The sequence below is a fragment of the Pseudomonas sp. SO81 genome (assembly GCF_030374125.1).
Taxonomy (GTDB): Bacteria; Pseudomonadota; Gammaproteobacteria; order Pseudomonadales; family Pseudomonadaceae; genus Aquipseudomonas.
The window spans coordinates 3,233,493-3,259,383 of sequence record NZ_CP126126.1 but is presented as its reverse complement, the minus strand read 5'-3'; the positions used below and the strand labels follow the sequence as shown (position 1 = coordinate 3,259,383).

Below are 25,891 nucleotides of genomic sequence, written 5' to 3'. Positions count from 1 at the left end.
AATTTCCGCCGTCAGAAGGAATAGGAGACGTTGAGGGCGACGTGGTCGCGATCGATCAGCGCGTTGTCCTTGCGCGCGCCCCAGAACGAGGTGTAAGCCAGCTTGCCGGCCAGTTTCTGGCCGTACTTGGCGCCCAGCTCGAGGGTGGCGGACTTGCGCCCCTGGACGAAGTTCTCGTTGAGCGACGGCGAGGTGCCGGACACGTCCTGGCGGAAGGTCAGCCCCGGCATCAGGTCGAAGTTGGGCTGCACGTCCTGCAGCAGGCCGGAGAAGTTCACCGTGTAGCCCCAGGCGAAGGAGTCCAGGTAGTCGTAGTTGACCGTGTCCAGCAGACTGCCCGGCACATGGTTGAACGCCACCTCGGCGAGCATGATCAGATCGTCCATGCCGGCGGTGGGGCCGAAGGTGTGAATGGTCGAGACCGAGCCGGTATACAGCTCGTGGCGCTTGTACAGGTCGATGCTGCGGCGCGGGTCGTTGGCCGAGCCGTCGCCGAATTCGCCCAGGTCGATGCTGCCGCCGCTGGCCCCGCCGCCACCCAAGGCGCCCTCGGCCATGGTCTCCAGCTCGTAGATCATCGAGGGCTCCAGCGGCGCGTTGGGCCGGTAGGTCAGCTCGCCGGCGACGCTGGTGTCGCCGACGGTGCCGGACACGCTGAGGCCGAACAGGCGGATGTCCTCGGGATAGATGAAGTCGTAGTAGGTGCTGTCGAGTAGGGCCAGGCCGTCCACCAGCGGCACCGAGGCCGGGTCGAGCAGCTGGGCCATGCTGCACAGGTCGCTGAAGTTGCCGCCGCTGCCGGCGCTGCAGGCCATGGACTGGCCCTTCTGGATGCGCAGGAAGGGCACCTTGCTGTGGTAGTTGAGGTAGTAGAGGCTGAACTCGGTGTTGTTCCACTCCTCCACCATATAGCGCATGGCGACGCCGAACTGACCGTCGTCGCGGGCGTCATGCTCCTTGCCGTAGCGGGCGCCGGCGACGATGCCGTTCTCGCCGTTGAGCCCCGGAACCAGGTCGGCCAGCGGCCCCAGCTCGTTGCGCAGGTCGACCAGCACGCCATTGCTGCCCTTGCCGAAGTAGTCCTGGTTGTTGAGGAAGGCGCCGGTGGGGATAAGGTCGTGGCCTTTCCACTCCAGGCCGTAGAAGGCCTCGACGTTCAGCGCATCGGTCAGGCCCAGCTGGCCGGAGATCATATTGGTCGGCAGCAACGCGTCCTTGAGGCTGGCGTTGGGCAACACCACGCGGCCGATGTCCACCGGGTTGATCACGTTGATGCCGTCGGCGTAGTAGATGCCCTCGCCCCAGTTGATCACCTGGCGACCGAACCGCAGGCTGTACGGCATCTCGCCGACGTAGCGGTTGGTGTAGAGGTAGGCGTCGAGCAGCCGCGCGCGGTGACCGGCGCGGTTCTCCAGGTCCGAGGGATAGCGCTCGTCGCTGTCGGTGTTGTGGGTCTCGAAACCGTCGCCGCTGGGATCGTGATCCATGATCTGGGTGTCGTACCAGGCGGTACCACGCACGAACATCCCATCCTGCTCGGTGCGCACGTGTAGCTCGGAGGTCAGCTTGAATTCGTTGGAGACGAACCCGGTGTCGTAGTACTCGCTGCCGTCGTTGTTGTTGGTGAAGACGTTCTGCCCGCCGCGCTCGATGTGCTCGGGCGAACTGGTGCGGTACACCGAGGTGAACTCGGCGACGCTCTCCAGCGACGTGGTGACATTCGGCCCGGTATCGATCTCGAACGCCTGGGCCTGCATCCCCCAGATGCCTATCCCGACTGCCAGCGCTATCTTGCTCTTGTTATGCGACATGCTGCTGTCCCCTAGCGGTGATGTGGCGAAACTAGCCGACTTGGAAAAACCTCCATGGGGCCGAGGCGGACAAAAAGAGACGCCGAAAGGGCCCTTGAAACATTTCTACACAGGTGCCGCGCGGCACTCTGCGCAGCGCTTGCTACGCCTGCCGGGCAAAGGCCTCGAGGCTGCTGGTGTAGATGAATTGCAGGGTGCGCTTGAGCTGCTGCAACCGTTGCTGGCGCTGCTCGGCCGGCAGGGTCAGGGCCAGCTTGGTCACCGCGCTGCCGCCCTCGCACAGCACCAGCGCCAGGCCCTCGGCCTGCTCCGGATCGACATTCGGATGAGCGCTGAGAATGGCCGTGGCAACCATGCCCGCGGTGGCTAGGGTGTCGGCCTGGTTCAGCTCGCGCAGCTCCGGCGCCGCGGCCACGCAACCCCAGACCTCGACGAAGCCCGGGTGGCTGATCTGGATCTCCACCATCAGGTCGATCAGCCGCTCGATCAGCAGGCCGGCATCGGCGCTGTTAGCCGGGTCGACGATCAGCTTGAGGTCTTCCTCCAAGCGCTCGCTGACGCTGCTGGTGTAGCGCTGCCAGACCTCCTGGACGATGGCCAGCTTGGTCGGGAAATACAGGTACAGCGAGGCGATCGGCAGGCCGGCCTCGCGGGCGATCTCGCGCATCGACACCGCCTCGTAGCCACGCGCGGCGATCAGCTCCAGGGCGACCTTGAGGATCGACTCGAAGCGCGCCTGGCTACGCTCCTGCTTGGGAGCACGCGGCGCTTTGGGTTTCACCTCGGGGGTGCTTGACAAGGTTTTGTTGGCCACAGCATTCTCGAAAAACATGAGCAATGCTTATGTTTTAGCGCGACTCTCGCAGAATGGGAAGAGGACGATGCAAACGAGGCAAGAACCGTGAGCCAAGACGAGCGCCTGGTACTGGCCGTGGACCTCGGCAGCTCCGGCTGCAAGACCGCCCTGGTCGGCCTGGATGGCCGCGTGCGCGCCTTCGCCTTCCGCGCGGTGAGCAACCACCTGCTGCCCGGCGCCGGTGTCGAGCAGTGTCCGGAAGACTGGTGGCGCGCCTTCGAGGAGAGCGCCGCCGAGGTGCTGCAGCGCCCCGAGATCAATCGCTCGAATATCGTCGCCATCGCCTGCTCCTGCCAGGGCGAAAGCACCCTGCCGGTGGACCGCGACGGCAAGCCGCTGGCCCGCGCCATGCTGTACATGGACATGCGCGGCCAGGCCGTGGTGCGGCGCCAGGTCGGCGGCCCCCTACCACGGGTGGCCGGCTACGACCCGCTGAAGCTGTGGCGCTGGCTGCGCCTCACCGGCGGCGCGCCGGCGCTGTCCGGCAAGGACCCGTTCGGCCACATCGCCTTCATCCGCGAGGCGATGCCCGAGCTGTACGCGCGCACCGCCAAGTTCCTCAACGTCCTCGACTTCATGAACCTGCGCCTGACCGGGCGCATCGCCGCCACCGTGGATTCGGCGCTGACCACCTGGGTCACCGACAACCGCGACCCGGCCAACATCTGCTACGACGACGGCCTGCTGCGCCTGGCCGGGCTGAGCCGCGAGCAACTGCCGGAGCTGGTGCGCTGCAGCGACATCCTCGGCACCCTGCGCCCGGTGGTGGCAGAGAAGCTCGGCCTGCCGGCCAACCTGCCGGTAGTGGCCGGCGCGGTGGACAACACCGCATCGGCACTGGGCTCCGGCGCCGTGGCGGACAACGCCCTGCACCTGTACGTCGGCACCTCGTCGTGGATCGGCGCCCACGTAGCCCGGAAGAAGACCGACGTGTTCAGGCAGATCGCCGCCGTGCCCTGCGCCCTGCCCGACCGCTACCTGATGATGGCCATGCAGTCCGCCGCTGGCGCCAACCTCAGCTTCCTGCGCGACCGCATCCTCTACGCCAAGGACGCCCTGCTGCAGAACGAGGCTGGCCCCGACGTCTACCGCATCCTCGACGAGATCGCCGCCGGCGTGCCGGCCGGTGCCCGCGGCCTGCTCTACCTGCCCTGGCTGATGGGCGAGCGCACGCCGGTCGACGACAGCCACCTGCGCGCCGGCCTGCTCAACCTGAGCCTGGAACACGCCCGCGAAGACATGGTGCGCGCCTTCCTCGAGGGCGTGGCGCTCAACACCCGCTGGATGATGGAGTCGGTGCGCAGCTTCCTCGGCACCCGGCCGGACAGCATCACCCTGGTCGGCGGCGGCGGCCAGTCCGATGTGTGGAGCCAGGTCTTCGCCGACGTGCTGGACATGACCGTGCTGCAGCCCGAGCAGCCGATCCAGGCCAATGCCCGCGGCGCCGCGTTCCTCGCCGGAGTCGGCATCGGCGCACTGAAGTTTTCCGATCTCGGCGAGCGGGTCGCCATCCGCCGCCGCTTCGAGCCGCAGGCCGCGCACCGCCAGCGCTACAGCGACAGCTACGCCACCTTCCGCGCCGCGCACAAGGCGCTGGCGGCTTTCTACGCCAGGCTCCATGGAGGCCAGCGATGAACGAGCGCGAAGCCCGCGAGGCGGTAGTGCGCACCGCCGTGGCCCTGGCCGACCAGGGCTTTCTCGCCGGCGTGGGCGGCAACCTGGCGCTGCGCATCGACGCCGAGCGCTTCGCCGTCACGCCCTCGGCTAGCGACTACTACGCGATGAGCGCGGACGATATCTGCGTACTGCGCCTGGACAGCCTCGAGCAGATCTCCGGCACCGGCAAACCTTCGGTGGAAAGCGGCCTGCATGCCCGCGCGCTACAGGCGCGGCCGGACTGCATGGCCAGCGTGCACACCCACCAGCCGGTGGCCAGCGCCTTCACCCTGCTCGACCGGCCGTTGCCGATGCAGGGTGAAGAGGCGCGCCGACTGATCGGCGCCGAGGTACCGATGTGCGCCTACGCGCCCTCCGGCACCAGCTGGCTGGCCGCCAATGTCGGCAAGCGCATCCGCGCCGACCTCAACGCCTACCTGATGCGCAACCACGGCGCCGTCTGCCTCGGCGCGACCCTGGAAGACGCCTGCGCCGTGGTGCGCCTGCTGGAGCAGGAAGCCAGCGCCTGGTTCCGCCGCGCCATGGCCGCGCAACCCGACAACCGCCTGCACCGACAGACGCTCGAATTCCTAGAAGAGGACCTGCGATGAACGCCTCCACCGACCTGCCCAGCACCTCCGGCATCAGCCACTGGCCGGATACCGATGCCATCGACGCGCGCCTGAAAACGCTGATCAAGCAGCCGATCCGGCCGATCCGCCGCGAGCACATGGACAAGGTGCTCGACTACTTCGCCCAGCAATGCCAGGGCTCCAGGCGTCTGGCGGAGAAGGCCGGCGCGGTGATCCCCGGCGGCGTGCAGCACAACCTGGCGTTCAACTACCCCTTCCCCCTGGCCATGAGCAAAGCCGAAGGCGCGCATCTGCAGGACGTCGACGGCAACCGCTATATCGACTTCCTCCAGGCTGGCGGCCCGACCCTGCTCGGCAGCAACGATCCGGTGGTGCAGGAGAAAGTCATCGAGACCCTGCGCGAGTGCGGCCCGGTCACCGGCCTGCTGCACGAGTACGAGGTCAAGCTGGCCGAGCTGGTGTGCCGCATGGTGCCGTCGGTGGAGATGTTCCGCATGCTCTCCTCCGGCACCGAATCGGTGATGGGCGCGATCCGCCTGGCCCGCGCCTACACCGGCAAGAAATGGGTGATCAAGATCGGCGGCGCCTACCACGGCTGGAGCGACCAGCTGGTGTACGGCATGCGCATCCCCGGCACCGGCCGACGCGAGGCCATCGGCATTCCGCGCGGCGCCACCTCGCACACCCAGGAGAGCTTCCCCAACGACCTGGCCGCCATCCGCCGGCGCCTGCAGATCAACCGCCTGCGCGGCGGCACCGCGGCGATCATCGTCGAGCCGCTGGGCCCGGAGAGCGGCACCCGCCCGGCCCATCGCGAATTCAACGCCAACCTGCGCAAGCTGTGCGACGAGTTCGGTGCGCTGCTGATCTTCGACGAAGTGGTCAGTGGCTTCCGCGTCGGCCTGTCCGGCGCCCAAGGCTATTTCAGCGTGCGCCCGGACCTGACCATCTTCGGCAAGTGCCTGACCGGCGGCTACCCCATGGCCGGCGGCATCGGCGGGCGCCGCGAGGTGATGATGCTGCTGGCCGGCGGCATCGGCGGCAAGCAGACCAAGCGCGCCTTCGTCGGCGGTACCCTGACCGCCAACCCGCTGTCCTGCGTGGCCGGCTACCACAGCCTGCTGGAGATCGAACGGCGCAACGCCCCGGCCATCGCCGGCCGCGCCGGTGACCGCCTGACCGCCGGTCTCGGCCAGATCATCGAGCGCCTGGGCCTGCCCTATGTGGTCTACAACCAGGGCTCGGTGGTGCACCTGCAGACTTCCGGCGTGCTGCTGCTCAACGTGCGCAACCCGATCCAGCTGCTGCGCGAGGTCAACCCGCGCAAGCACATGATGGAAGAGATGGGCGCCGCCTACATGGCCCACGGCCTGGTGACCCTGGCCGGCAGCCGCATGTACACCAGCGCCGCCGACAGCGACGAGATCATCGACGAGGCGCTGAACCGCTTCGAAGACGTGTTCAAACTGGTATGAGCCTGCACGACGAGCTGCTCCAGGCCAGCCAGCGCCTGGCCGCCAAGGGCCTGTTCAACGACGCCGGCGACAGCCTGTCGCTGCTGCTGCCCGGCAGCGGGCGCATCCTGCTGCAGGTCTATGGCGAGGCGCCGCGCGAGGTCGAACTGGGCCATGGCGACGCCGGCGTGGCCGGCATGCATGCATGGCTCTACCGCCTGCGCGGTGACATCGGTGCGGCGGCGCTGCTCAGCCCACGCTGGAGCCTGCAACTGCAGCAGCTCGGCGAGGCCATGCCCTCGGTGTTCGACGAACAGGCGCGGCATATTGGCCGCTCCTGGGCACCAGCGAGCAGCGAGCAGCTGCCCAAACAGCTGGCCAGCGGCGGCAACGCCGGGCCGCTTGACGGACGCCTGCTGGCCCTGGGCGTGACGCGCAACCGTATGCTGTTCAACGCCGAGCTGTTCGAGAAATGCGCCATGGCCTATGTGCTGGCCCGGCTGGGCGGGGAGCGGGTCAAGCGGGTGCCCTGGTGGGTGCGCCTGATCGCCGGCCGGCGCCTGCGCCAGGACCAGGCCCGCGCCGCCAGCAGCCATGCGGCCGGCCAGCAGGCCGCCGAACTGGGCGCCTACTAGCCCGGCGCACTGGCGCCGTGCTAACTATGCAAACCGGCGCGCAGGAGCGCGCCCATAACAAGAACAAGGCGCCCGCCGCGCTCAACGACTTCCCTGCTGGGAGCGTGCCTATGAAACCCATCGCCGATCCGCGTTACTCGGAGGCCTCGGCCCCGCCGCAGATCTCCCGCTTTCTGCTGCAGCACGTGGCCGCCGTCGGCCGCGACCCCGCCATGCTCTGCCGTGGCCTGGGCTTCGAGCCCGACGATCTTAAGAAGCCCGACTATCGCCTGTCCTACCGGCAGAGCTACCTGCTGGTGCGCCGCGCCCTGCACAGCCTGGACGACAGCGGCCTGGGCCTGGCCGTCGGCAGCCGGCAGACCGCCGTGTCCTGGGGTTTGGTGGGCATGGCCATGCTGGCCAGCCCGACCCTCGGCGAGGCCCTCGATCTCGCCATCCGCTACCAGCGTCACACCGGCGCCCTGCTCGACTGCGAGATGGAACTGCGCGGCGAACGCTGCCTGGTGTTCGCCACCACGCGCTTCTTCGATCCGGAGGTGGCGGTGTTCTACCTCGAGGAGGCCTTCGCCAGCGCCCAGGCCATCGTCCGTCATCTGTCCGGCCAGGACCTGGTGATCGACCGCATCGAGCTGGAATACCCGCGCCCGCCCCACTGGCAGCGCTACGCGGACATCTTCCGCTGCCCGGTGAAGTTCGGCGCCGGACACAACCTGATCCAGTTCGACGCGCGCTGGCTGGAACTGCCGCTACCGACCCGCGACGACTACGTGGCCGCAGAGATCGCCGAGCTGCTGGACAGCGCGCGCTGGGAGCAGCACGGCAGTTCCGACCTGATCGAGACCATCCAGCGCGAGGTGCGCAAGAGCCTGTGCCGCCCGCCACAACTGGCCGAGCTGGCGCAGCAGCTCAACCTCGGCGAGCGTACCCTGCGCCGGCGTATCGACGAGGCCGGGCTGTCCTACCACGGCATCGTCGACTCCGTACGCCGGGCCAAGGCCCTGGCCCTGCTCAGCCACCGCGACAGCCGGCTGATCGACGTGGCCAGCGAGACCGGCTTCAGCGACGTGCGCAACTTCCGCCGCGCCTTCAAGCGCTGGACCGGGGTGACGCCGCGCACGGCGAAGCAGCGTATCGCGCAGGAGTCCTAGATTCCCTCGTCCCTGGTCTGATCCAGGTATTTGCGGGTGACGGCATTCCACCCCCTTTCCCTCCGGGAGAGGGTTGGGGTGAGGGGCTTATAGGCGGCTCGGCGTGATTAACGAGTCCCTCACCCCCGGCCCCTCTCCCAAAGGGAGAGGGGAGAGCTACTCCTGATACACCGGCCAACGCTCGACGACCTTGCCGCCGCGCACGGCGAGCAGATCACCGAACTGCAGCAACACCGACTCGCTCTGGGCCGGGCGCAGGAACACCTGGTCGTCCACCGCCAGCCCCACCGCCGGCGAGCCGTTGACCAGTTCCTGGTTCGAGCTGCGCCCGTACAGGCCACTGAGCTGCAGCCCGGCCGGCGAAGCCAGGTCGGCCTGCCAGTTGCCGCCGTAGATGAAGAAGGTCTCGCGCTGGTTGACGTCCCACCAGGAGAACAGCCGCGACTTCTCATCCAGCGCCGGGATGCGCAGCGCACCCGTGCGTTTGAGCACCGGCGTAGCGATGTACACCGCCGGCTGGTGCTCGGCCAGCGACGGCAGATCGTAATGGCTGGGCTTGAGCAGGCCGGTGCCGATGGCCACCTCGCTGCTCAACCGCTCCTGTTCGTGAGCCCGGTAGCTGGGGCTGCCGGCGGTGTTCAGAGTCAGGCCCTCGCGCCACAGCGCCGGGAAGCGCTGGCGGGTGAAGTCGACGTGGCCCTGGTACAGCGCCATCACCTTGGCCAGCAGTTCGTCCTGGCTGCCCAGCACTGAAGGCAGGTTCATGCCGACGAAGGGGTCGTATCCCATGAAACCGGCGAACTCCAGCTGCTGCGGGTTATCCGCAATCAGCTGCAGCAACCGCCCCAGCGTCTGCGTATCGCTGACGCCGCCACGATGCAGGCCCACGTCCAGCTCGATGTTGATCCGTAGCCGCGTGCCCAGGCCCTGGGCCAGCGCCAGGTACTGCTGCAGGCGCTCGGGAGTATCGATCAGCCACTGCAGCTGCTTCGTCGGATCGAAGGGGCCGCTGTGCTGCTGGTAGAACAGCTGCGCCGAGCGCGCCGGCAACGGCTTGCCGAGCAGGATGTCGGCCTCGGGGAACAGCCGTGCATCGTGATTGAGAAAGGGCTGGTGGAAGGACATCAACCTCCGGGTGCCAATGCGCTCGCCGATATAGCGCAGCAGACCGGGCGCCGGCAGCGACTTCTCCACCAGGCGCAGTTGCTTGCCGCTGCGGGCGAGGAACTGACGCACCACCTCGATGTTGTGGTCGAGGCGGTCGAGGTCGATCAGCAGACTCGGGCGCATCGGCCCGTTGGCCTTGAGCTCCTGGTTCAGCGCCTGGAAGTAGGCATCGTGCGGTTGGCCCCGGTCACCCGGGCGCAGCCAGGCAGCGGCCAGCAGTCCGCCGGCGCCCAGGCCGGCCAGCACAAGAGTGCGTCGCTTCATCGTTGCTCCTTAACCAATGCCCAGACCGAACACACCGGCCAGATGCGCATTGACGAAGCGCCCTTGCGGGTCCAGCGCCTGGCGCAGCTCGGTGAATTCCTTCCAGCGCGGATACAGCGCCGTCAATTGACGCGCGCCCAGGCTGTGCAGCTTGCCCCAGTGCGGCCGCCCCTGGTACTTCCAGAAGATCGGCTCGATGGCGGCGAAGAACTCGCGATGGTCCATCGAGTGGTGCTGGTGGATCGACAACGCGCAGCTGTCGCGGCCCTCGAACATGCTCAGGGGAATGTCGTCGGCCTTCACGTAGCGGTACTCGACCGGCATCCAGGTGCGCAGGTTGCCGTCGTCGATGCGCTTGAGGATCTCGCGCAGGCAGGCCGGGCCGTGCTCGGCCGGCACCGAGTACTCCATCTCGTTGAAGCGCACGTTGCGCACGTTGGCGAAGATCTCGTAGGAGGCGTCCACGCGGTCGTCGAAGCTGGCCAGGTGGCGCATGTTGTTGAGCAGGCTGCGGCGCAGGCCGGGCGAGTCGCTCAGGTGCTTGTCCAGCCCCTCGATGATGTCGATGAAGCCGTTGCCGCCCTCCTCGTCCGGCGGCACCGGCGGCGTGCTCGGGTCCTCGGTCTCGTTCAGCGCCACCGACAGCGCGTAGTCGGAGTGGGTCACCACCAGCATTTCCCAGTGCTGGTTGTCGCGCTTGAGGTTGTCGATGTCCTCCAGCAGCTCCTCGGTCTTGCCCAGCCACTGGCGCTCGCGCAGGCGGAAGGCAGCGCGGTTCTGCATGCGTACCTTGGTCACCACGCCCAGCGCGCCGAGGGAGACACGCGCCGCATTGAACAGCTCGGGGTTCCGCTCGCGGCTGCAGTCGAGCACCTCGCCGGCGGCGCTGACCAGCTGCAGGCCGCAGACATTCGAGGAGTAGGAACCGAAGCCGATGCCGGTGCCGTGGGTCGAGGTGGCGATGGCTCCGGCCAGGGTCTGGTAGTCGGTGTCGGCCATATTGATCAGCGCCTGGCCGACCTCCTTGAGCGGCGCGCCCATGGTCGACATCGGCGTGCCGCTGCCGAACTCCGCCTGCAGCGTCTGCGCGTCATGCGTCAGCAGCCCGGTGAAATTGCTCAGCGACAGCAGGGTATCGTCGGTGGGCACCAGCGCACTGAAGGAATGCCCCGAGCCGACCGGGCGGATCTTGCCCGAGGCCTTGCGGATGACCTGCACCAGCTCGTCCAGATCCTTCGGCGCCAGGCGCTCCAGCGGCAGGCAGCTCTGCACGCCCGACCAGTTGCGCCAGGGGATGGGACGTGGCGTTTCCGCGGCCCACAGCGAGCGGCCCGGCAAGGCCAGACAGGCGCCCAGCAGGCCGGCGCGTTGCAACAGCTGACGGCGGGAGACCATCTCAGTGGCCCTCCGCAGGCTGCGGCGCGGCGGCCATGAACTCGATCAGCGCGCGGAAGTCGGCTTCCGAACACTGCATGCACAGGCCCAATGGAGGCATGCCCTGGAAGCCGTTGATGCTGTGGTCCAGCAGGGTGTCCATGCCCTTCTCCAGGCGCGGCTCCCAGGCCAGGGTATCGCCGGTCAGCGGCGCGCCGGCGGCCGGGTTGGCATGGCATTGCTTGCAGCTGGCGCCATACAGCTGCGCCAGCGCTGCATCCTGTGGCACGCCTTGCCCGGCGGCTTGCGCCGGCGGTGCATCCTCACCGCCACAACCGGCCAGCAGCGCGCCCAGCCCCAGCACCATGGCCCAACCTCGCCAACCCCTGTTTCGCCCTGCCTGCATAGTCCCTCCGAGCCTCGGCTCATCTCGATAGCGCCACACTAAAGCAGCGACGCATGGCGTATGAGGTCTCAAACGGCCAGCCAGGAACAGGTAAACGGCCAACACCCGAGGCGCGTACAGCGCCGCGACGACAGCATTCGACTGGCCGTTGCTGCCCTCTTTCACGGCCATCGCTCCCCTGCCGGAGCGGCATCGGCTTGGCTAAGGTGAACGCAGCCACCACCCGCGCGGAGAACACCGTGAGCACAGCGAACGACATCCAGGATTGCGGCGATGCCGTGTGCATCATCGGCGCCGGCCCCGGCGGGCTGTGCATGGCCCGTGCGCTGAAGCGCCAGGGCCTGGCCTACGAGCAGTTCGAACGCCACAGCGATGTCGGCGGCGTGTGGGACATAAGCAATCCGGGCACGCCGATGTACCAGTCCGCGCACTTCATCTCCTCGCGCGACCTCTCCGGCTTCCTCGACTTCCCCATGCCCAGGCACTTCCCCGACTACCCGAGCCACCGGCAGATCCTCGAGTACGTCCGCGCCTTCGCCCAGGCCTTCGACCTGTATGCCGGCATCCGCCTGGGCACCGCGGTGAGCAGGGTGGAGAAGCGTGACGACGGGCGCTGGCTGGTCACCCTGGGCAACGGCGAACGACGCAGCTATCGCGCCGTGGTCTGCGCCACCGGCTGCAACTGGGACCCGAACATGCCGACCATCAAGGGCCAGTTCAACGGCGAGATCCGCCACTCGATGACCTTCAAGAAGGCCGCCGAATTCAGCGGCAAGCGCGTGCTAATCATCGGTGCCGGCAACTCCGGCGCGGACATCGCCTGCGATGCGGCGACACATGCAGAAAAAGCCTTTATCAGCCTGCGCCGCGGCTACCACTTCATCCCCAAACACCTGTTCGGCCTGCCCGCCGACGAGGTCAGCGAGAAAGGCCCGCACCTGCCGATCTGGCTGGTGCGCCCGGTGTTCAGCCTGATCCTGCGCCTGATCAACGGCGATCTGACCCGCTTCGGCCTGCCCAGGCCGGACCACAAGCTGTTCGAGAGCCACCCGCTGCTGAACACCCAGCTGCTGCATTACCTGCAGCACGGTGACATCCAGGCCAAGCCCGATCTCGACCACTTCGACGGCGATTACGCGGTATTCAAGGACGGCAGCCGCGAGCGCATCGACCTGGCGCTCTACGCCACCGGCTACAAGTGGAGCTGCAAGTACGCCGCCGATTACTTCGAATGGAAGGGCGGGCGCCCGCAGCTATACCTGTCGATCTTCAGCCGCCAGCACCACAACCTGTTCGGCATCGGCTACCTGGAAACCAACTCCAGCGCCTACAAGCTGTTCGACAACGAGGCCCACGCCATCGCCTGCTACTTGCGCGACCAGCTGCAGCGCCCCGAGCAGGCGCGGCAGTTCGAGCGGCTGATTGCCACGGATGATCCGGACCTGTCCGGCGGCATCGACTTCATAAAGTCCCAGCGCCACGAGGTGTACCTGGAGGTACACGCGCTGAAGACCCACCTGCGCAAGCTGCGCCGGCAGATGGGCTGGGGCGAACTGGACGAGGGGTACTACGCAGGCCTGCGCCAGCACGCCGGCTTCCCCTCCGCCGCGCTGCCGGCCATCTGGGCGGATACCGCCATGGATCAAGTAGTGAGCATCACCGGTGCCGCCGCTGGTATCGGCCAGGCCATGCGGTTTTCCAACCGGTAACCACGCAGCATCCGGCCGCTCCGCAAGCGCGGCGAAAAATGGCCTGCAGCTTTATCTGCAATCTCTCGACGCAGAGGCCTGGCAAGGCAGTGGCGGCTCGCCAAGCGCAGCAATGATCCGCGAGGTCCCGCCCTGGAAGGTTGAACGATCCCCAAGCCGCTCACTCGTACCTTCAAGAGAGCCACGAGAGCGAGAGGCAGCATGCACACATCCAAAGGCGGCAGACAGACAACCCACCATAGCCCCGAGAGCCTACCCAGGACCGGCATCAAGAACGTCGGCCAGGGCGGCGGCAACGTGCTTGGCAACCGCACCCGGCAGCGCGCGGAAAGCAGCGACCAGCGCGGCCAGCGGCATTGAGGAGGAAAGACCATGACAGCCCATAAAGATGGCAAACACAACTTCGCCGACGATCCGCAGAAAGTATCCGAGGCGGGCGGCAAAGGTGGCGGTCAGACGACCGGCATCGATATGAAACGAGACCGTGCCGAACGCGCGCGTACCGGTGGCCAGCACAGCCATGGCGGTGGGCGCACCGGCCGCTGAAGCGCCGTCTGATCGTTAGGCTCGGAACGAGCCTAAGCCCCTCTGCAGCGCACGAGCAGTTTCCTTCAACACTCGGCTCGACTCGGCTCGGCGGCAGATCGGTTGACGTTTTGGCGGTTGGTTCAATGGCATCGCGCATACGCCAAGGCGGCCGCCCCTCGGCGGCCGCCCTGCCGCAGCTAGACAGCAATCGCCTCGCGGCGCTGCTTTTTCATCAGCTCCAGCTTGCGCTTGTGCACCAGCATGCGCGAAGCGGTGACGTGAATCGGCCCGCCAGTGAAAGTAGGCAGATTGCGCAGGCCCCAGCGGTCACCGTCGTCCTTGTCGATGGCCTGGCCGTTGGCCAGTTTAAGGCTCAGGGTCACGTCGAAGATCAGCTCACGTACGCTGGCCGGATTGAAGATCGCGGCGCTGTCGATGGCCTTGCTCAGCGGCACTTCATTCGGCTTGCGCAGAGTCAGCAACAGCATGCCGTCCGGGCGCGGCTTGATGGAAACGTTGTGCTCGGGAAAGGCGTCGAAGAATTCCTTGATCGCGATTTGCATCTCTCTACTCCCTATTGTCGTGTTCCGGGGTAACCAGCTAGTGCAGCGCCTGTGCCAACTTGAACTCCACAAAAATACACATGCAAATCAATAAGTTAAAAAACAGAGGTAGCACCTTGCCCGATGCAGAATGCACGGCCCGCTGTTAGCGACGTGCAAAATGCACGACGCCGCAAACAGAAGCCCACCCCGCGGCGAGCGGTTGCTTCAGGAGTCGAGAATCGACTTGGCCTTAGTCGAACCGGTTGTCGACGCCGGCGCTGAGCTTGAGATTGGCTCTGACGCGGTAGGCGCCGTTGAGTTAGAACACGCCGGAGCAGGGCAACTGGTGCGCAGCGGCTCCCACCGGGGCAAAGGCGTAGAGCCTGTCGCGGAAGTTGTGGCTGTGCGGATGCAGGTGGGGCATCCTTCTACACTGCATAGCCACACCGGCTCACTCGGGATCGGATCGAAAAACGCCATGGCCGATGAACCACCACTGATTCCCAGCGGCCTGACCGAGCGCAGCTATGAGTTGCTGGTTCAGGCAGTGGTCGACTACGCGATCTACATGCTCGATCCGCAAGGCCGGATAATGACCTGGAATGTCGGCGCCGAGCGGATCAAGGGCTACAAGGCCAGCGAAGTGATCGGCCAGCATCTGGAACTGTTCTTTCCGGAGGAAGATCGCCTCCAGGGCAAGGCACAACGGCTGATCGCCACCGCCCTGCGCGAGGGCCGCGCCCACGACGAAGGCTGGCGGGTGCGCAAGGACGGCTCTCGCCTCTGGGCGCTGACCGTGCTCGATGCCATCCACGACGAGGCCGGCTGCCTGATCGGTCTGGCCAAGATCACCCGCGACATGACCGAACGTCACGAGGCGCAACTGCACCTGGACGAGGTGCGCGCGCAGCTGTTCCAGGCGCAGAAGATGGAGGCGCTCGGCCAGCTCACCGGCGGCATGGCGCATGACTTCAACAACCTGCTCACGGTGATCATCGGCTCCAGCGATCTGGCCCGGCGCAGCAACAATCTGGAACGCATCCAGCTGCTGCTGGAGAACATCCACGAGGCCGGTGTTCGTGGGCGCGAGCTGACCCAGAACCTGCTGACTTTCGCTCGTCGCCGAACGCCGCAGGACTGGGCGCTCGACCTGGCCAGCACCCTGCAGGCCTCCTCGGCCCTGTTCGCCCAGGCCCTGCCGAAGGGCCTCAGCCTGGAGCTGGAAATAGCCCCCGCCCTGCACCAGGCGCGGGTGGACGCCAACCAGTTGGAAATGGCCCTGCTCAACCTGGTGTTCAACGCCCGCGACGCCATGGAGCAACAGGGCGGGCGCATCCTGTTGCGCGCCGAGAATCAGCGGCTGGCGGGCGAGTGGGAAGACCTGCACGGCGACTTCGTACTGATCTCGGTCAGCGACGACGGCCCCGGCATTGCACCCGAGTTGCAGGAGCGCATCTTCGAGCCATTCTTCACTACCAAGCAATTCGGCAAAGGCACCGGCCTCGGTCTCAGTCAGGTGTACGGATTCGCCCGCAACGCCGGCGGCGCGGTCCGGGTGGAAAGCGCGCCGGGCAAAGGCACCCGCATGACCATCTGCCTGCCGGCCGCGCTCTAATCCGGCCTGTTCGGCACCCGGCCTTGGCGGTAAAGTACAGGGCATTCGCGGCGCATCCTGGCGCCGCTCCTCGCAGAGAGATGGACGGATCTTGGAACAGCTAAAACGCCTTCAAACCGGCATCGACGGTCTCGACGTCTTGTTGAAAGGAGGCCTGGTGTCCGGCGCGTCCTACATCGTTCAAGGTCGTCCGGGCTCCGGCAAAACCATCCTGGCCAATCAGATCGCCTTCAACCATGTGCGCGAAGGCGGCCGCGTGCTGGTGGCCACGCTGCTGGCCGAATCCCATGATCGACTGTTCCAGTTCCTCTCCACCCTGAGCTTCTTCGAGCCGCAGCGCATCGGCAGCGAGATCCAGTTCGTCAGCGCCTTCGACACCATGCAGAACGAAGGCCTCGATGAAGTGGTGCGTCTGCTGCGCCGCGAGATCAACCGGCAGAAGGCCACCCTGCTGATCGTCGACGGCGTGCTCAATGCCCGCTCGCGCGCCGAATCGCAACTGGACACCAAGAAGTTCATCTCCGAGCTGCAGGGCCACGCGGCCTTCGCCGGCTGCACCGTTCTGCTGATCACCAGCGCTCGCCTGGACGACGGCAGCCCGGAACACACCATGGTCGACGGCGTGATCGAAGTCGGCGACGAGCTGCACGGCAGTCGCTCGGTGCGCCGCATCCAGCTGCGCAAGACGCGTGGCAGTGGCGCCCTCTCCGGCCTGCACGAGTGCGAGATCACCAACGACGGCATGGTCATCTACCCGCGCCTGGAGAGCCTCTACGCGCGCTCATCGCATCCGGACAGCGCCGACATGCGTCGCGTGTCCAGCGGCATCGGCGGCTTCGATCCGCTGATCGGCGGCGGCCTGCCGGAATCCTCGGTGACCCTGTTGATAGGGCCGTCCGGCGTCGGCAAGACCTGCGCCGGCCTGAGCTTCCTGGCCCAGAGCACGCCGCAGGAGCCAGGCCTGCATTTCGGCTTCTACGAGACACCGCAGCGCCTGCGCCTGAAGGCCCAGGCGCTGGGCCATGACCTGCAGGCCCTGGAAGACAGTGGCGCCCTGCATATCCTCTGGCAGCCGACCACGTCCGGCCTGCTCGACGGCCTGGGCCTGAAGCTGCTAGACACGGTCGAGCGCCTGGGTATCAAGCGCGTGCTGCTCGACAGCCTGGGCGGCATGGCTCGCGTGGCGACCAACCAGGCGCGCCTGGTCGAGTTCTTTAGCGCCCTGATGAACGAACTGCGCGGCCGTGGCGTGACCGTGATGGCCACCTGGGAGATGCGCGACCTCTTCGGTTCCGAGATCAACGCGCCGGCGTCGGAGCTGTCCAGCCTGGTCGACAACCTGATGCTGATGCGCTTCGTGGAAATCAATTCCGAACTTAAACGGGTGCTCTCTACCCTGAAGATGAGAGACAGCACCTACGACCCGACCCTGCTGGAGGCGGTGATCAGCGAGCGCGGCCTGCGTCTCGAGAAGACTTTCAGGAATGCGACTGCGGTGCTGTCCGGCACTGCGATACCGAACGCGACTATATGAGCAGAGCATGACGACCATCCTGATAGTCGATGACGAATATCTGATTGCGGATATTCTCGGCTACGCGCTGGAGGATGAAGGCTACATGGTGGTCAAGGCCGCCAATGGCCGGCGCGGTCTGGAAGTACTCGATCGCGAACGCCCTTCACTGGTCATCACCGATTTCATGATGCCGATGATGGACGGGGTCGAATTCGCCCGGGCCATCCGCAGCCGCCCGGGTACGGCCCATCTGCCGATACTGCTGATGAGCGGCGCTCACGGCAGCATCGGCCGGGCCACGCCCGACCTGTTCGCCGATGTGTTCGACAAGCCTTTCGAATTGGATCACGTGATCGCCAAGGTCCGTGAGCTGGTCGGCCCGGCAGGCTGAACAGCGGCGCCGCTTGCAGGACCGCCGACAGCTTCAGCGCAATCCAGGCGTGTACTCGGCGCCATCTTCGACATCATCAGTATCTGAGCGGCGCGCCATCCCAGGCGGGACGGCGCTCACCGCGGCGGCTAGACGTATCCCAGCAACAGCAATATCAGCAGGATCACCACCACCAGGCCGAGGCCGCCGGACGGGCCGTAGCCCCAGGAGCGGCTGTGTGGCCAGGCCGGAATGGCACCGATCAACAGCAGGATCAGGACGATCAGCAGTATGGTTCCCAAGGTCATGACGATTTCCTCGCAGTCGTGGTCATGCGCGCGCCAAGGGGCGACGCCCATCTAGCCAGGCCATCCCCGGCCCTACAGAAATATCGACCCGGCAGCCGCAACGGCGGTTCGGACTATTTTCTCCCCCTGAAATGCAAGAGCCCGCCATAAGGCGGGCTCTTGCTGACGCAACTCGATCAGAACGGGATGTCGTCGTCGAAGCTGTCATAGTCCGGAGCCGGCTGCTGGGCCGCTGGTTGCGGCGCCGGGCGCGGTGCGGCCTGTTGCGGGGCCGGGCGCGACTGCTGCTGACGTGGGGCGTATTCACCGCCGCCTTCGCTGTTATTGCCACGGCCGCCGAGCAGTTGCAGGGTGCCGTTCATGTCGACCACGATCTCGGTGGTGTAGCGCTTGACGCCGTCCTTCTCCCATTCGCGGGTCTGCAGGCGACCTTCGACGTAGCACTGACCGCCCTTGCGCAGGTATTCACCGGCGATCTCGGCGAGCTTGCCGAAGAACACCACGCGGTGCCATTCGGTGCGGTCCTGCTGCTGGCCGGTCTGCTTGTCCTTCCAGCTGTCGGTGGTCGCGAGGGTGATGTTGGTCACCGCGTTGCCATTGGGCAGATAGCGAGTTTCCGGGTCGCCGCCGACGTTGCCGATCAGAATGACTTTGTTAACCCCACGGGCCATTTCGTTCTCCTAAGCTGAATGCGTCTCCGCGGCCTCTTCGAGCACTCGCTCGAGCAACACGCGGTCCAATTGTTGGGTGTCCACTTTGATGTACAACGCGGCCTCCTCGGCCACCACAATGGCGTCGCTGACGCCGGGTATCGCGAGGAGTCGCCCCACCAGCGCGCTATCGGCCACGGCATGGGCCGTGAGCGGCCGGCGCAGGCTGGTCACATAAGGCGGCTCGCGCATAGTAGCAGCTGCCGCCAGCCAGAGGAGCCCCAGAACAGCGCAGCCGACGAAAACCAGGCCAAGCCCGCCATGCTGATAGAGCCAACCACCGAGGATGCCGCCCACGGCGGCGCCGAGGAACTGGCTGGTGGAGTACACGCCCATGGCCGTGCCCTTGCCGCCGGCCGGCGCCACCTTGCTCACCAGCGAGGGCAGCGAGGCCTCCAGCAGGTTGAAGGCGGTGAAGAACAGGATGAAGCCGAACACCAGCGCCTTGAGCCCGTGACCGAAGGCCCAGAAGTACAGTTCGCAGAGCACCAGCACCAGCACCGCACCGCTCAGCACGCGCTTCATCTGGCGCTTCTTCTCGCCATAGATGATGAACGGCACCATGCCGAAGAAGCCGATCAGCAGCGCACTGAGGTAGACCCACCAGTGCTCTTCCTTGGCCAGCCCGCCCTGCTCCACCAGCGCCAGCGGCAACACCACGAAGCTGGCCATGAGGATCGCGTGCAGCACGCCGATGCCCAGGTTCAGGCGCAGCAGCTCGCCATTGCGCAAGGTCGGCAGCAACGCCTGGCGCGCCACCCCGGACTCGCGGTGCTGCAGCGCGCTGGAGGCACGCGGCACGAATACAGCGATGATCAGCATGCCAACCAGGGCCATGCCGGCGGTGGCCCAGAACAGCCCGGACAGGCCGAAGGCGCGGGTCAGCAGCGGGCCGACCACCATGGCCACGGCAAACGACAGGCCGATGCTCATGCCGATCATGGCCATGGCCTTGGTCCGGTGCTGTTCGCGGGTCAGGTCGGAGAGCAGCGCCATCACCGCCGCCGAGATGGCGCCGGCGCCCTGCAGCACGCGCCCGGCGATCACGCCCCAGATGGAGTCAGCGTTGGCCGCCAGCGCGGCGCCGGCGGCGAAGATCAGCAGGCCGAGATAGATCACCGGCAAACGGCCGATGCGGTCGGAAATCACGCCGAAGGGAATCTGCAGCACCGCCTGGGTCAGGCCGTAGGCGCCGATGGCCAGGCCGATCAGCGCCGGGGTGGCGCCGGCCAGGTCGGTGCCGTAGGTGGCCAGCACCGGCAGGACCATGAACATGCCCAGCATGCGGAAGGCGAACACCAGGGCCAGACCACCGGCGGCGCGCGTTTCCCTGGCGCTCATGCGTTCGCTGTGCGGATCGTGCATGGAAAAACCCTGAACAAAGAGGCCGGCGATTCTATCAGTCATGACAGGGCCTGTAGACGTTTTGTCGGCACACCGTGCAGGTGCAAAACGTCGCAGCGGGCCCTGCCATTTCACCATCGCTGTACTTTGCCGCGTGCCAGCCAGCGGCCGTATACTTTGCCGTTTCCGCCCGCCACCTGCGAGGCCGTTCGTGGACAAGATTCTGATCCGGGGTGCGCGCACCCATAACCTGAAAAACATCGACCTGACCCTGCCGCGCGACAAGCTGATCGTGATCACAGGCCTGTCCGGCTCCGGCAAGTCGTCGCTGGCCTTCGACACCCTCTACGCCGAGGGCCAGCGCCGCTACGTGGAATCCCTGTCGGCGTACGCCCGGCAGTTCCTGTCGATGATGGAGAAGCCGGACGTCGACACCATCGAAGGCCTCTCCCCAGCCATCTCCATCGAGCAGAAGTCGACCTCGCACAACCCGCGCTCGACCGTCGGCACCATCACCGAGATCTACGACTACCTGCGCCTGCTCTACGCCCGCGTCGGCATCCCGCGTTGCCCGGACCACGACGTGCCGCTGGAGGCGCAGACCGTCAGCCAGATGGTCGACCAGGTGCTGGCCCTGCCCGAGGGCCGCAAGCTGATGCTGCTGGCCCCGGTGATCCGCGAGCGCAAGGGCGAGCACCTGGCGGTGTTCGACGAGCTGCGCGCCCAGGGCTTTGTGCGTGCCCGGGTCAATGGCCGCATCTACGAGATGGATGAGCTGCCCAAGCTGGACAAGCAGAAGAAGCATTCCATCGACGTGGTGGTGGACCGTTTCAAGGTGCGCGAGGACCTGCAACAGCGCCTGGCCGAATCCTTCGAGACCGCCATCAACCTGGCCGACGGCATCGCCCTGGTCGCGCCCATGGACGATGAAGTCGGCGACGAGATCATCTTCTCCGCACGCTTCGCCTGCCCGCACTGCGGCCACTCGATCAGCGAGCTGGAACCCAAGCTGTTCTCCTTCAACAACCCGGCCGGCGCCTGCCCGACCTGCGACGGCCTGGGCGTGAAGCAGTTCTTCGACGGCAAGCGCCTGGTCAACGGCGAGCTGACTCTGGCCGAGGGCGCCATCCGCGGCTGGGACCGGCGCAACGTCTACTACTTCCAGATGCTAGGCTCGCTGGCCGCGCACTACGGCTTCAGCCTGGACGAACCGTTCGACGACCTGGCCGCCGAACACCAGAAGTTCATCCTGTTCGGCAGCGGCACGCAGAACGTCGACTTCAAGTACCTCAACGACCGTGGCGACATCGTCAAACGCTCGCACCCGTTCGAAGGCATCATCCCCAACCTGGAGCGGCGCTACCGCGAGACCGAGTCGGCTACCGTGCGCGAGGAGCTGGCCAAGTTCCTCAGCACCCAGCCCTGCCCGGACTGCCGCGGCACCCGCCTACGCCGCGAGTCGCGCCACGTGTGGGTGGGCGACCGCACCCTGCCGGCCGTTACCGGCCTGCCGGTCGGCGAGGCCTGCGACTACTTCGGCGGCATGCACCTGACCGGCCGCCGCGGCGAGATCGCCGAGAAGATCCTCAAGGAGATCCGCGAGCGCCTGCAGTTCCTGGTCAACGTCGGCCTCGACTACCTGACCCTGGACCGCAGCGCCGACACCCTGTCCGGTGGCGAGGCCCAGCGCATCCGTCTGGCCAGCCAGATCGGCGCCGGCCTGGTGGGTGTGATGTACATCCTCGACGAGCCCTCCATCGGCCTGCACCAGCGCGATAACGAGCGCCTGCTGGGCACCCTCACCCACCTGCGCAACCTGGGCAACACCGTGATCGTGGTCGAGCACGACGAGGATGCCATTCGCCTGGCCGACTACGTGGTCGACATCGGCCCCGGCGCCGGCGTGCACGGCGGCCGCGTGGTCGCCGAGGGTACCCCAGACGAGGTGATGAACCACCCCGACTCGCTGACCGGCAAATACCTATCCGGCCGCGAGAAGATCCGCTACCCGGCGCAGCGCACCGCCCGCGACAAGAAGAAGTCGCTGAAGCTCAAGGGCGCCCGCGGCAACAACTTGCGCAATGTCGACCTGGAGATTCCGGTCGGCCTGCTCACCTGCGTCACCGGCGTGTCCGGCTCGGGCAAGTCGACGCTGATCAACAACACCCTGTTCCCGCTCACCGCCACCGCGCTGAACGGCGCGACCACCCTGGAAGCCGCCGCCCACGACTCGTTCGACGGCCTGCAGCACCTGGACAAGGTGGTCGACATCGACCAGAGCCCGATCGGCCGCACGCCGCGCTCGAATCCGGCGACCTACACCGGCCTGTTCACCCCGATCCGCGAACTGTTCGCCGGTGTGCCGGAGGCCCGCTCGCGCGGCTATGGTCCGGGCCGTTTCAGCTTCAACGTCAAGGGCGGGCGCTGCGAGGCCTGCCAGGGCGACGGCGTGATCAAGGTGGAGATGCACTTCCTGCCGGACATCTACGTGCCGTGCGACGTGTGCAAGGGCAAGCGCTACAACCGCGAAACCCTGGAAGTGAAGTACAAGGGCAAGAGCATCACCGAGGTGCTCGACATGACCATCGAGGAGGCCCGCGAGTTCTTCGATGCCGTGCCGGCCCTGGCGCGCAAGCTGCAGACCCTGGTCGACGTGGGCCTGTCCTACATCAAGCTGGGCCAGAGCGCGACCACCCTGTCCGGTGGCGAGGCCCAGCGGGTCAAGCTGAGCCGCGAGCTGTCCAAGCGCGATACCGGCAAGACCCTGTACATCCTCGACGAGCCCACCACCGGCCTGCACTTCGCCGATATCCAGCAACTGCTCGACGTGCTGCACCGCCTGCGCGACCACGGCAACACCGTGGTGGTGATCGAGCACAATCTGGACGTGATCAAGACCGCCGACTGGATCGTCGACCTCGGCCCCGAGGGCGGCTCCAAGGGCGGGATGATCATCGCCACCGGCACCCCGGAAGACGTGGCGGCGAACAAGGCCTCGCACACCGGGCACTTCCTCAAACCCTTGCTGGAAAGAGATCGCGCCTGAAATGAAAAAGCCCCGCTACTGCGGGGCTTTTTCTTGTTGCAGACGACTCAGGCCGCCAGGTCGAAGCGATCCAGGTTCATCACCTTGGTCCAGGCGGCGACGAAGTCCTTGATGAACTTCGCCTTGCCGTCGGTGCTGGCATAGACCTCGGCGTAGGCTCGCAGGATCGAGTTGGAGCCGAAGATCAGGTCGCTGCGGGTGCCGCTGTACTTCACGGCGCCGGTCTTGCGGTCCTTGCCCTCGAACACTTCGGCGTCGGCATCCACGGCTTTCCACACGGTGTTCATGTCCAGCAGGTTGACGAAGAAGTCGTTGCTGAGCACGCCGACCTTGTCGGTGAGCACGCCTTGTTTGCTGCCATCGTGGTTGGCGCCGAGCACACGCAGGCCGCCAATCAGCGCGGTCAGCTCCGGTGCGGTGAGGGTCAGCAGCTGCGCCCGATCGACCAGCAAAGCCTCGGTGGTGGCGCCGACCTTGCCCTTGCGGTAGTTGCGGAAGCCATCCGCCGTCGGTTCGAGCACGGCGAAAGAGTCGACATCAGTCTGGTCCTGGGACGCGTCGACCCGGCCAGCAGCAAACGGCACCTCCACACTGACGCCCGCGGCCTTAGCAGCCAGTTCGATGCCGACATTACCGGCCAGCACTATAACGTCAGCCAGCGATGCCTTGCCGGAGGCCTTCTGGATCTCAACCAGCTTGGGCAGCGCCTTGATCGCCCGTCGGTTGACCTCCCAGTCCTTCTGCGGAGCCAGGGCCAGGCGTGCGCCATTAGCGCCGCCGCGCTTGTCGCCACCGCGGAAGGTGGAGGCCGAGGCCCAGGCCACCGAGACCAGGTCGCCAACCGGCAAACCCGACGCCGCGATCTTGGCCTTGATATCGGCAATATCCGCCGCCGAGGGGTTGTGCGTGGCAGCCGGCAGCGGATCCTGCCAGATCAGGTCTTCCTTCGGTACTTCCGGGCCGAGGTAGCGGGCCTTGGGCCCCATATCGCGATGGGTCAGCTTGAACCAGGCACGAGCGAAGGCCTCGGCGAAGGCCTGGGGATCTTCGAGGAAGCGCTTGGAGATCTTGCCGAACTCGGGATCGAAGCGCAGGGTCAGGTCGGTGGTCAGCATGGTCGGCTTGTTGAACTTGCCCGGCACATGGGCGTCCGGAATGATCTCCGGTGCGTCCTTGGCCTCCCACTGCTTGGCGCCGGCGGGCGACTTGGTGAGCACCCACTCGTACTTGAACAGGTTCTCGAAGAAGTTGTTGCTCCACAGGGTCGGGGTCTTGGTCCAGGTCACCTCCAGACCGCTGGAGACGGTGTCCTTGCCATTGCCGCTGCCGAAGCTGCTGGTCCAGCCCAGGCCCTGGTCCTCGATGGTGCCGCCCTCGGGCTCCGGCCCCTTGTGCGACTCGGGCGCGGCGCCATGGGCCTTGCCGAAGGTGTGGCCGCCGGCGATCAGGGCGACGGTCTCTTCGTCATCCATGGCCATGCGACTGAAAGTGGCGCGGATGTCCTTGGCGGCGGCCATGTAGTCGCCACTAGCGTTCGGGCCTTCCGGGTTCACGTAGATCAGCCCCATGTGGGTGGCGCCCAGGCTGTTGATCAGCACGCGGTCGCCTTCGAAGCGCTGGTCATCGCCCAGCCACTTGGTCTCGGCGCCCCAGGACACATCCATGTCCGGTTCCCAGACATCCTCGCGGCCGCCGGCGAAGCCGAATGTGCGGAAGCCCATGGATTCCAGCGCCACATTGCCGGCCAGGATGAACAGGTCGGCCCAGGAAATCTGCTGGCCGTACTTCTGCTTGATCGGCCACAGCAGACGCCGCGACTTGTCGATGTTGACGTTGTCCGGCCAGGAATTGAGGGGGGCGAAGCGCTGCTGGCCACGCCCGCCACCGCCGCGACCGTCGGTGGTGCGATAGGTACCGGCGGCGTGCCAGGCCATGCGGATCATCTGCGGGCCATAGTGGCCGAAGTCCGCCGGCCACCAATCCTGGCTGTCGGTCATGAGCTTGACGAGATCGGCCTTGAGCGCCTTGTAGTCGAGCTTCTTGAATTCTTCGGCGTAGTTGAACTGCTCGCCGAGCGGGTCGGATTTTTCCGAGTGCTGGTTGAGCAGATCGACGCGTAGCTGGTTCGGCCACCAATCCTTGTTGGTAGTCCCGCCTGCGGCATGATGAAACGGGCATTTACCTTGGGTAGACATGGTTCTCTCCTTCTCCTCATCAGGTCGGTCCCTGCGATTGCGGCCGACGATGGAAGGAGACTAGACCCGCTTCGCCTGGCGGACCAATTTATGAAAGACAAGGAGTCGATAGCTTTTATCTCTTAAAACGAGACGGCTGATCGCCAAGTCTTCGGGGCGAGAAACGAGCCCAAAAACCTTCATCCAGAAAGCAAAAAACCGGGCCAGGGCCCGGTTCTTTGTGCAGCAGAAGCAGCTTATTCGGCAGCTTCTACGGCTTCGCCAGCGACCTGACGGTCAACCAGCTCGACGTACGCCATAGGAGCGTTGTCGCCAGCACGGAAGCCGCACTTCAGGATGCGCAGGTAGCCGCCCTGACGGGTGGCGTAGCGCTTGCCCAGGTCGTTGAACAGCTTGCCGACGATGGCTTTCGAACGGGTACGGTCGAAAGCCAGGCGACGGTTGGCAACGCTGTCTACCTTGGCCAGGGTGATCAGCGGCTCGGCAACGCGGCGCAGTTCCTTGGCTTTCGGCAGGGTGGTTTTGATCAGTTCGTGTTCGAACAGCGACACCGCCATGTTCTGGAACATAGCCTTGCGGTGTGCGCTGGTGCGGCTCAGGTGACGGCCACTTTTACGATGACGCATGATTAATTCCTTACC

Annotated in this window: 23 protein-coding genes; 12 read left to right on the top strand and 11 right to left on the bottom strand. The window is 66.2% G+C overall.

From position 1 onward, the window contains the following. Positions 1 to 11: 11 nt before the first annotated feature. Complete coding sequence (locus OH686_RS15235; RefSeq protein WP_289533670.1) at positions 12 to 1,811, bottom strand: DUF1302 domain-containing protein; 1,800 nt, start codon at positions 1,809 to 1,811, stop codon at positions 12 to 14. A gap of 142 nt (positions 1,812 to 1,953) precedes the next feature. Then, a complete protein-coding gene (locus tag OH686_RS15230; protein ID WP_289533668.1) occupies positions 1,954 to 2,592 on the bottom strand; it encodes a TetR/AcrR family transcriptional regulator in 639 nt (212 codons plus the stop codon). 120 nt (positions 2,593 to 2,712) lie between these two features. Between OH686_RS15230 and OH686_RS15225 the strand changes: the two genes are divergently transcribed. The 5 genes from OH686_RS15225 to OH686_RS15205 all read left to right on the top strand — a co-directional run bounded on the left by OH686_RS15225 (position 2,713) and on the right by OH686_RS15205 (position 8,153). Next, positions 2,713 to 4,302 (top strand): xylulokinase, encoded by a 1,590-nt coding sequence (locus OH686_RS15225; RefSeq protein ID WP_289533666.1) that lies wholly within the window; start codon positions 2,713 to 2,715, stop codon positions 4,300 to 4,302. Then, positions 4,299 to 4,934: a class II aldolase/adducin family protein gene (locus tag OH686_RS15220; protein WP_289533664.1), complete on the top strand. Its 636-nt coding sequence runs from the start codon at positions 4,299 to 4,301 to the stop codon at positions 4,932 to 4,934. The genes OH686_RS15225 and OH686_RS15220 overlap by 4 nt, the downstream gene beginning before the upstream one ends. Then, the gene (locus OH686_RS15215; protein WP_289533661.1) at positions 4,931 to 6,391 is read left to right on the top strand and encodes an aspartate aminotransferase family protein; all 1,461 of its coding nucleotides are present in this window, start codon (positions 4,931 to 4,933) and stop codon (positions 6,389 to 6,391) included. The genes OH686_RS15220 and OH686_RS15215 overlap by 4 nt, the downstream gene beginning before the upstream one ends. After that, positions 6,388 to 7,005, top strand: coding sequence for a hypothetical protein (locus OH686_RS15210; RefSeq protein WP_289533660.1), 618 nt, complete (start codon positions 6,388 to 6,390; stop codon positions 7,003 to 7,005). Before OH686_RS15215 ends, OH686_RS15210 begins: the two co-directional genes overlap by 4 nt. Before the next feature lie 110 nt (positions 7,006 to 7,115). After that, positions 7,116 to 8,153, top strand: a complete 1,038-nt coding sequence (locus tag OH686_RS15205) for an AraC family transcriptional regulator (RefSeq protein WP_289533659.1) — start codon at positions 7,116 to 7,118, stop codon at positions 8,151 to 8,153. A gap of 156 nt (positions 8,154 to 8,309) precedes the next feature. Here the strand turns inward: OH686_RS15205 and OH686_RS15200 are convergent, their stop codons facing one another. From OH686_RS15200 to OH686_RS15190, 3 genes are all read right to left on the bottom strand, one after another. Continuing rightward, positions 8,310 to 9,521 carry a DSD1 family PLP-dependent enzyme gene (locus OH686_RS15200; protein ID WP_289538990.1) on the bottom strand — a complete coding sequence of 404 codons (1,212 nt, stop codon included), beginning with the start codon at positions 9,519 to 9,521 and terminating at the stop codon, positions 8,310 to 8,312. A gap of 72 nt (positions 9,522 to 9,593) precedes the next feature. Continuing rightward, the gene (locus tag OH686_RS15195; protein ID WP_289533657.1) at positions 9,594 to 10,979 is read right to left on the bottom strand and encodes a D-arabinono-1,4-lactone oxidase; all 1,386 of its coding nucleotides are present in this window, start codon (positions 10,977 to 10,979) and stop codon (positions 9,594 to 9,596) included. Position 10,980: 1 nt separating this feature from the next. After that, on the bottom strand, positions 10,981 to 11,364 hold the full coding sequence (locus tag OH686_RS15190; protein ID WP_502942743.1) for a c-type cytochrome: 384 nt from the start codon (positions 11,362 to 11,364) through the stop codon (positions 10,981 to 10,983). Positions 11,365 to 11,603: 239 nt separating this feature from the next. Between OH686_RS15190 and OH686_RS15185 the strand changes: the two genes are divergently transcribed. The 3 genes from OH686_RS15185 (at position 11,604) to OH686_RS15175 (ending at position 13,619) form a co-directional block, all read left to right on the top strand. Next, the gene (locus OH686_RS15185) at positions 11,604 to 13,073 is read left to right on the top strand and encodes a flavin-containing monooxygenase (RefSeq protein WP_289533655.1); all 1,470 of its coding nucleotides are present in this window, start codon (positions 11,604 to 11,606) and stop codon (positions 13,071 to 13,073) included. A gap of 201 nt (positions 13,074 to 13,274) precedes the next feature. After that, a complete protein-coding gene (locus OH686_RS15180) occupies positions 13,275 to 13,433 on the top strand; it encodes a hypothetical protein (RefSeq protein ID WP_289533653.1) in 159 nt (52 codons plus the stop codon). Between the two features lie 12 nt (positions 13,434 to 13,445). After that, a complete protein-coding gene (locus OH686_RS15175) occupies positions 13,446 to 13,619 on the top strand; it encodes a KGG domain-containing protein (protein WP_289533651.1) in 174 nt (57 codons plus the stop codon). 179 nt (positions 13,620 to 13,798) lie between these two features. Here OH686_RS15175 and OH686_RS15170 read toward each other — a convergent pair whose 3' ends face one another. Then, on the bottom strand, positions 13,799 to 14,164 hold the full coding sequence (locus tag OH686_RS15170; protein WP_171016393.1) for a DUF3509 domain-containing protein: 366 nt from the start codon (positions 14,162 to 14,164) through the stop codon (positions 13,799 to 13,801). Between the two features lie 460 nt (positions 14,165 to 14,624). Between OH686_RS15170 and OH686_RS15165 the strand changes: the two genes are divergently transcribed. The 3 genes from OH686_RS15165 (at position 14,625) to OH686_RS15155 (ending at position 17,668) form a co-directional block, all read left to right on the top strand. Further along, positions 14,625 to 15,761: a two-component system sensor histidine kinase NtrB gene (locus OH686_RS15165; protein WP_289533649.1), complete on the top strand. Its 1,137-nt coding sequence runs from the start codon at positions 14,625 to 14,627 to the stop codon at positions 15,759 to 15,761. 91 nt (positions 15,762 to 15,852) lie between these two features. Beyond that, positions 15,853 to 17,295 carry an ATPase domain-containing protein gene (locus OH686_RS15160; protein ID WP_289533648.1) on the top strand — a complete coding sequence of 481 codons (1,443 nt, stop codon included), beginning with the start codon at positions 15,853 to 15,855 and terminating at the stop codon, positions 17,293 to 17,295. A 7-nt stretch (positions 17,296 to 17,302) separates the two neighbouring features. Continuing rightward, positions 17,303 to 17,668, top strand: coding sequence for a response regulator (locus OH686_RS15155; protein ID WP_289533646.1), 366 nt, complete (start codon positions 17,303 to 17,305; stop codon positions 17,666 to 17,668). A 128-nt stretch (positions 17,669 to 17,796) separates the two neighbouring features. Here OH686_RS15155 and OH686_RS15150 read toward each other — a convergent pair whose 3' ends face one another. The 3 genes from OH686_RS15150 to OH686_RS15140 all read right to left on the bottom strand — a co-directional run bounded on the left by OH686_RS15150 (position 17,797) and on the right by OH686_RS15140 (position 20,030). After that, positions 17,797 to 17,955, bottom strand: a complete 159-nt coding sequence (locus OH686_RS15150) for a DUF3309 family protein (RefSeq protein WP_137975157.1) — start codon at positions 17,953 to 17,955, stop codon at positions 17,797 to 17,799. Positions 17,956 to 18,131: 176 nt separating this feature from the next. Further along, entirely contained in the window at positions 18,132 to 18,626 is a 495-nt protein-coding gene (locus OH686_RS15145) for a single-stranded DNA-binding protein (protein ID WP_137975156.1), read from the bottom strand. Positions 18,627 to 18,635: 9 nt separating this feature from the next. Further along, positions 18,636 to 20,030 carry an MFS transporter gene (locus tag OH686_RS15140; protein ID WP_289533643.1) on the bottom strand — a complete coding sequence of 465 codons (1,395 nt, stop codon included), beginning with the start codon at positions 20,028 to 20,030 and terminating at the stop codon, positions 18,636 to 18,638. 190 nt (positions 20,031 to 20,220) lie between these two features. On the opposite strand from OH686_RS15140, the gene uvrA reads away from it, so the two are divergent. Further along, positions 20,221 to 23,055, top strand: coding sequence for an excinuclease ABC subunit UvrA (gene uvrA, locus OH686_RS15135; RefSeq protein WP_289533641.1), 2,835 nt, complete (start codon positions 20,221 to 20,223; stop codon positions 23,053 to 23,055). Positions 23,056 to 23,102: 47 nt separating this feature from the next. Here the strand turns inward: uvrA and katG are convergent, their stop codons facing one another. Both katG and rplQ read right to left on the bottom strand, forming a co-directional pair. Next, a complete protein-coding gene (gene katG, locus OH686_RS15130; protein WP_289533639.1) occupies positions 23,103 to 25,250 on the bottom strand; it encodes a catalase/peroxidase HPI in 2,148 nt (715 codons plus the stop codon). 236 nt (positions 25,251 to 25,486) lie between these two features. Further along, entirely contained in the window at positions 25,487 to 25,876 is a 390-nt protein-coding gene (rplQ, locus tag OH686_RS15125) for a 50S ribosomal protein L17 (protein WP_021702687.1), read from the bottom strand. Between the last annotated feature and the right edge of the window lie 15 nt (positions 25,877 to 25,891).

Coding starts and splice junctions, on each gene's coding strand:
- OH686_RS15235 (WP_289533670.1), bottom strand. CDS start 1,811: ATGTCGCATAACAAGAGCAAGATAGCGCTGGCAGTCGGGATAGGCATC.
- OH686_RS15220 (WP_289533664.1), top strand. CDS start 4,299: ATGAACGAGCGCGAAGCCCGCGAGGCGGTAGTGCGCACCGCCGTGGCC.
- OH686_RS15215 (WP_289533661.1), top strand. CDS start 4,931: ATGAACGCCTCCACCGACCTGCCCAGCACCTCCGGCATCAGCCACTGG.
- OH686_RS15210 (WP_289533660.1), top strand. CDS start 6,388: ATGAGCCTGCACGACGAGCTGCTCCAGGCCAGCCAGCGCCTGGCCGCC.
- OH686_RS15205 (WP_289533659.1), top strand. CDS start 7,116: ATGAAACCCATCGCCGATCCGCGTTACTCGGAGGCCTCGGCCCCGCCG.
- OH686_RS15195 (WP_289533657.1), bottom strand. CDS start 10,979: ATGGTCTCCCGCCGTCAGCTGTTGCAACGCGCCGGCCTGCTGGGCGCC.
- OH686_RS15190 (WP_502942743.1), bottom strand. CDS start 11,364: ATGCAGGCAGGGCGAAACAGGGGTTGGCGAGGTTGGGCCATGGTGCTG.
- OH686_RS15180 (WP_289533653.1), top strand. CDS start 13,275: ATGCACACATCCAAAGGCGGCAGACAGACAACCCACCATAGCCCCGAG.
- OH686_RS15175 (WP_289533651.1), top strand. CDS start 13,446: ATGACAGCCCATAAAGATGGCAAACACAACTTCGCCGACGATCCGCAG.
- OH686_RS15170 (WP_171016393.1), bottom strand. CDS start 14,164: ATGCAAATCGCGATCAAGGAATTCTTCGACGCCTTTCCCGAGCACAAC.
- OH686_RS15165 (WP_289533649.1), top strand. CDS start 14,625: ATGGCCGATGAACCACCACTGATTCCCAGCGGCCTGACCGAGCGCAGC.
- OH686_RS15155 (WP_289533646.1), top strand. CDS start 17,303: ATGACGACCATCCTGATAGTCGATGACGAATATCTGATTGCGGATATT.
- OH686_RS15150 (WP_137975157.1), bottom strand. CDS start 17,955: ATGACCTTGGGAACCATACTGCTGATCGTCCTGATCCTGCTGTTGATC.
- OH686_RS15145 (WP_137975156.1), bottom strand. CDS start 18,626: ATGGCCCGTGGGGTTAACAAAGTCATTCTGATCGGCAACGTCGGCGGC.
- OH686_RS15140 (WP_289533643.1), bottom strand. CDS start 20,030: ATGCACGATCCGCACAGCGAACGCATGAGCGCCAGGGAAACGCGCGCC.
- katG (WP_289533639.1), bottom strand. CDS start 25,250: ATGTCTACCCAAGGTAAATGCCCGTTTCATCATGCCGCAGGCGGGACT.
- rplQ (WP_021702687.1), bottom strand. CDS start 25,876: ATGCGTCATCGTAAAAGTGGCCGTCACCTGAGCCGCACCAGCGCACAC.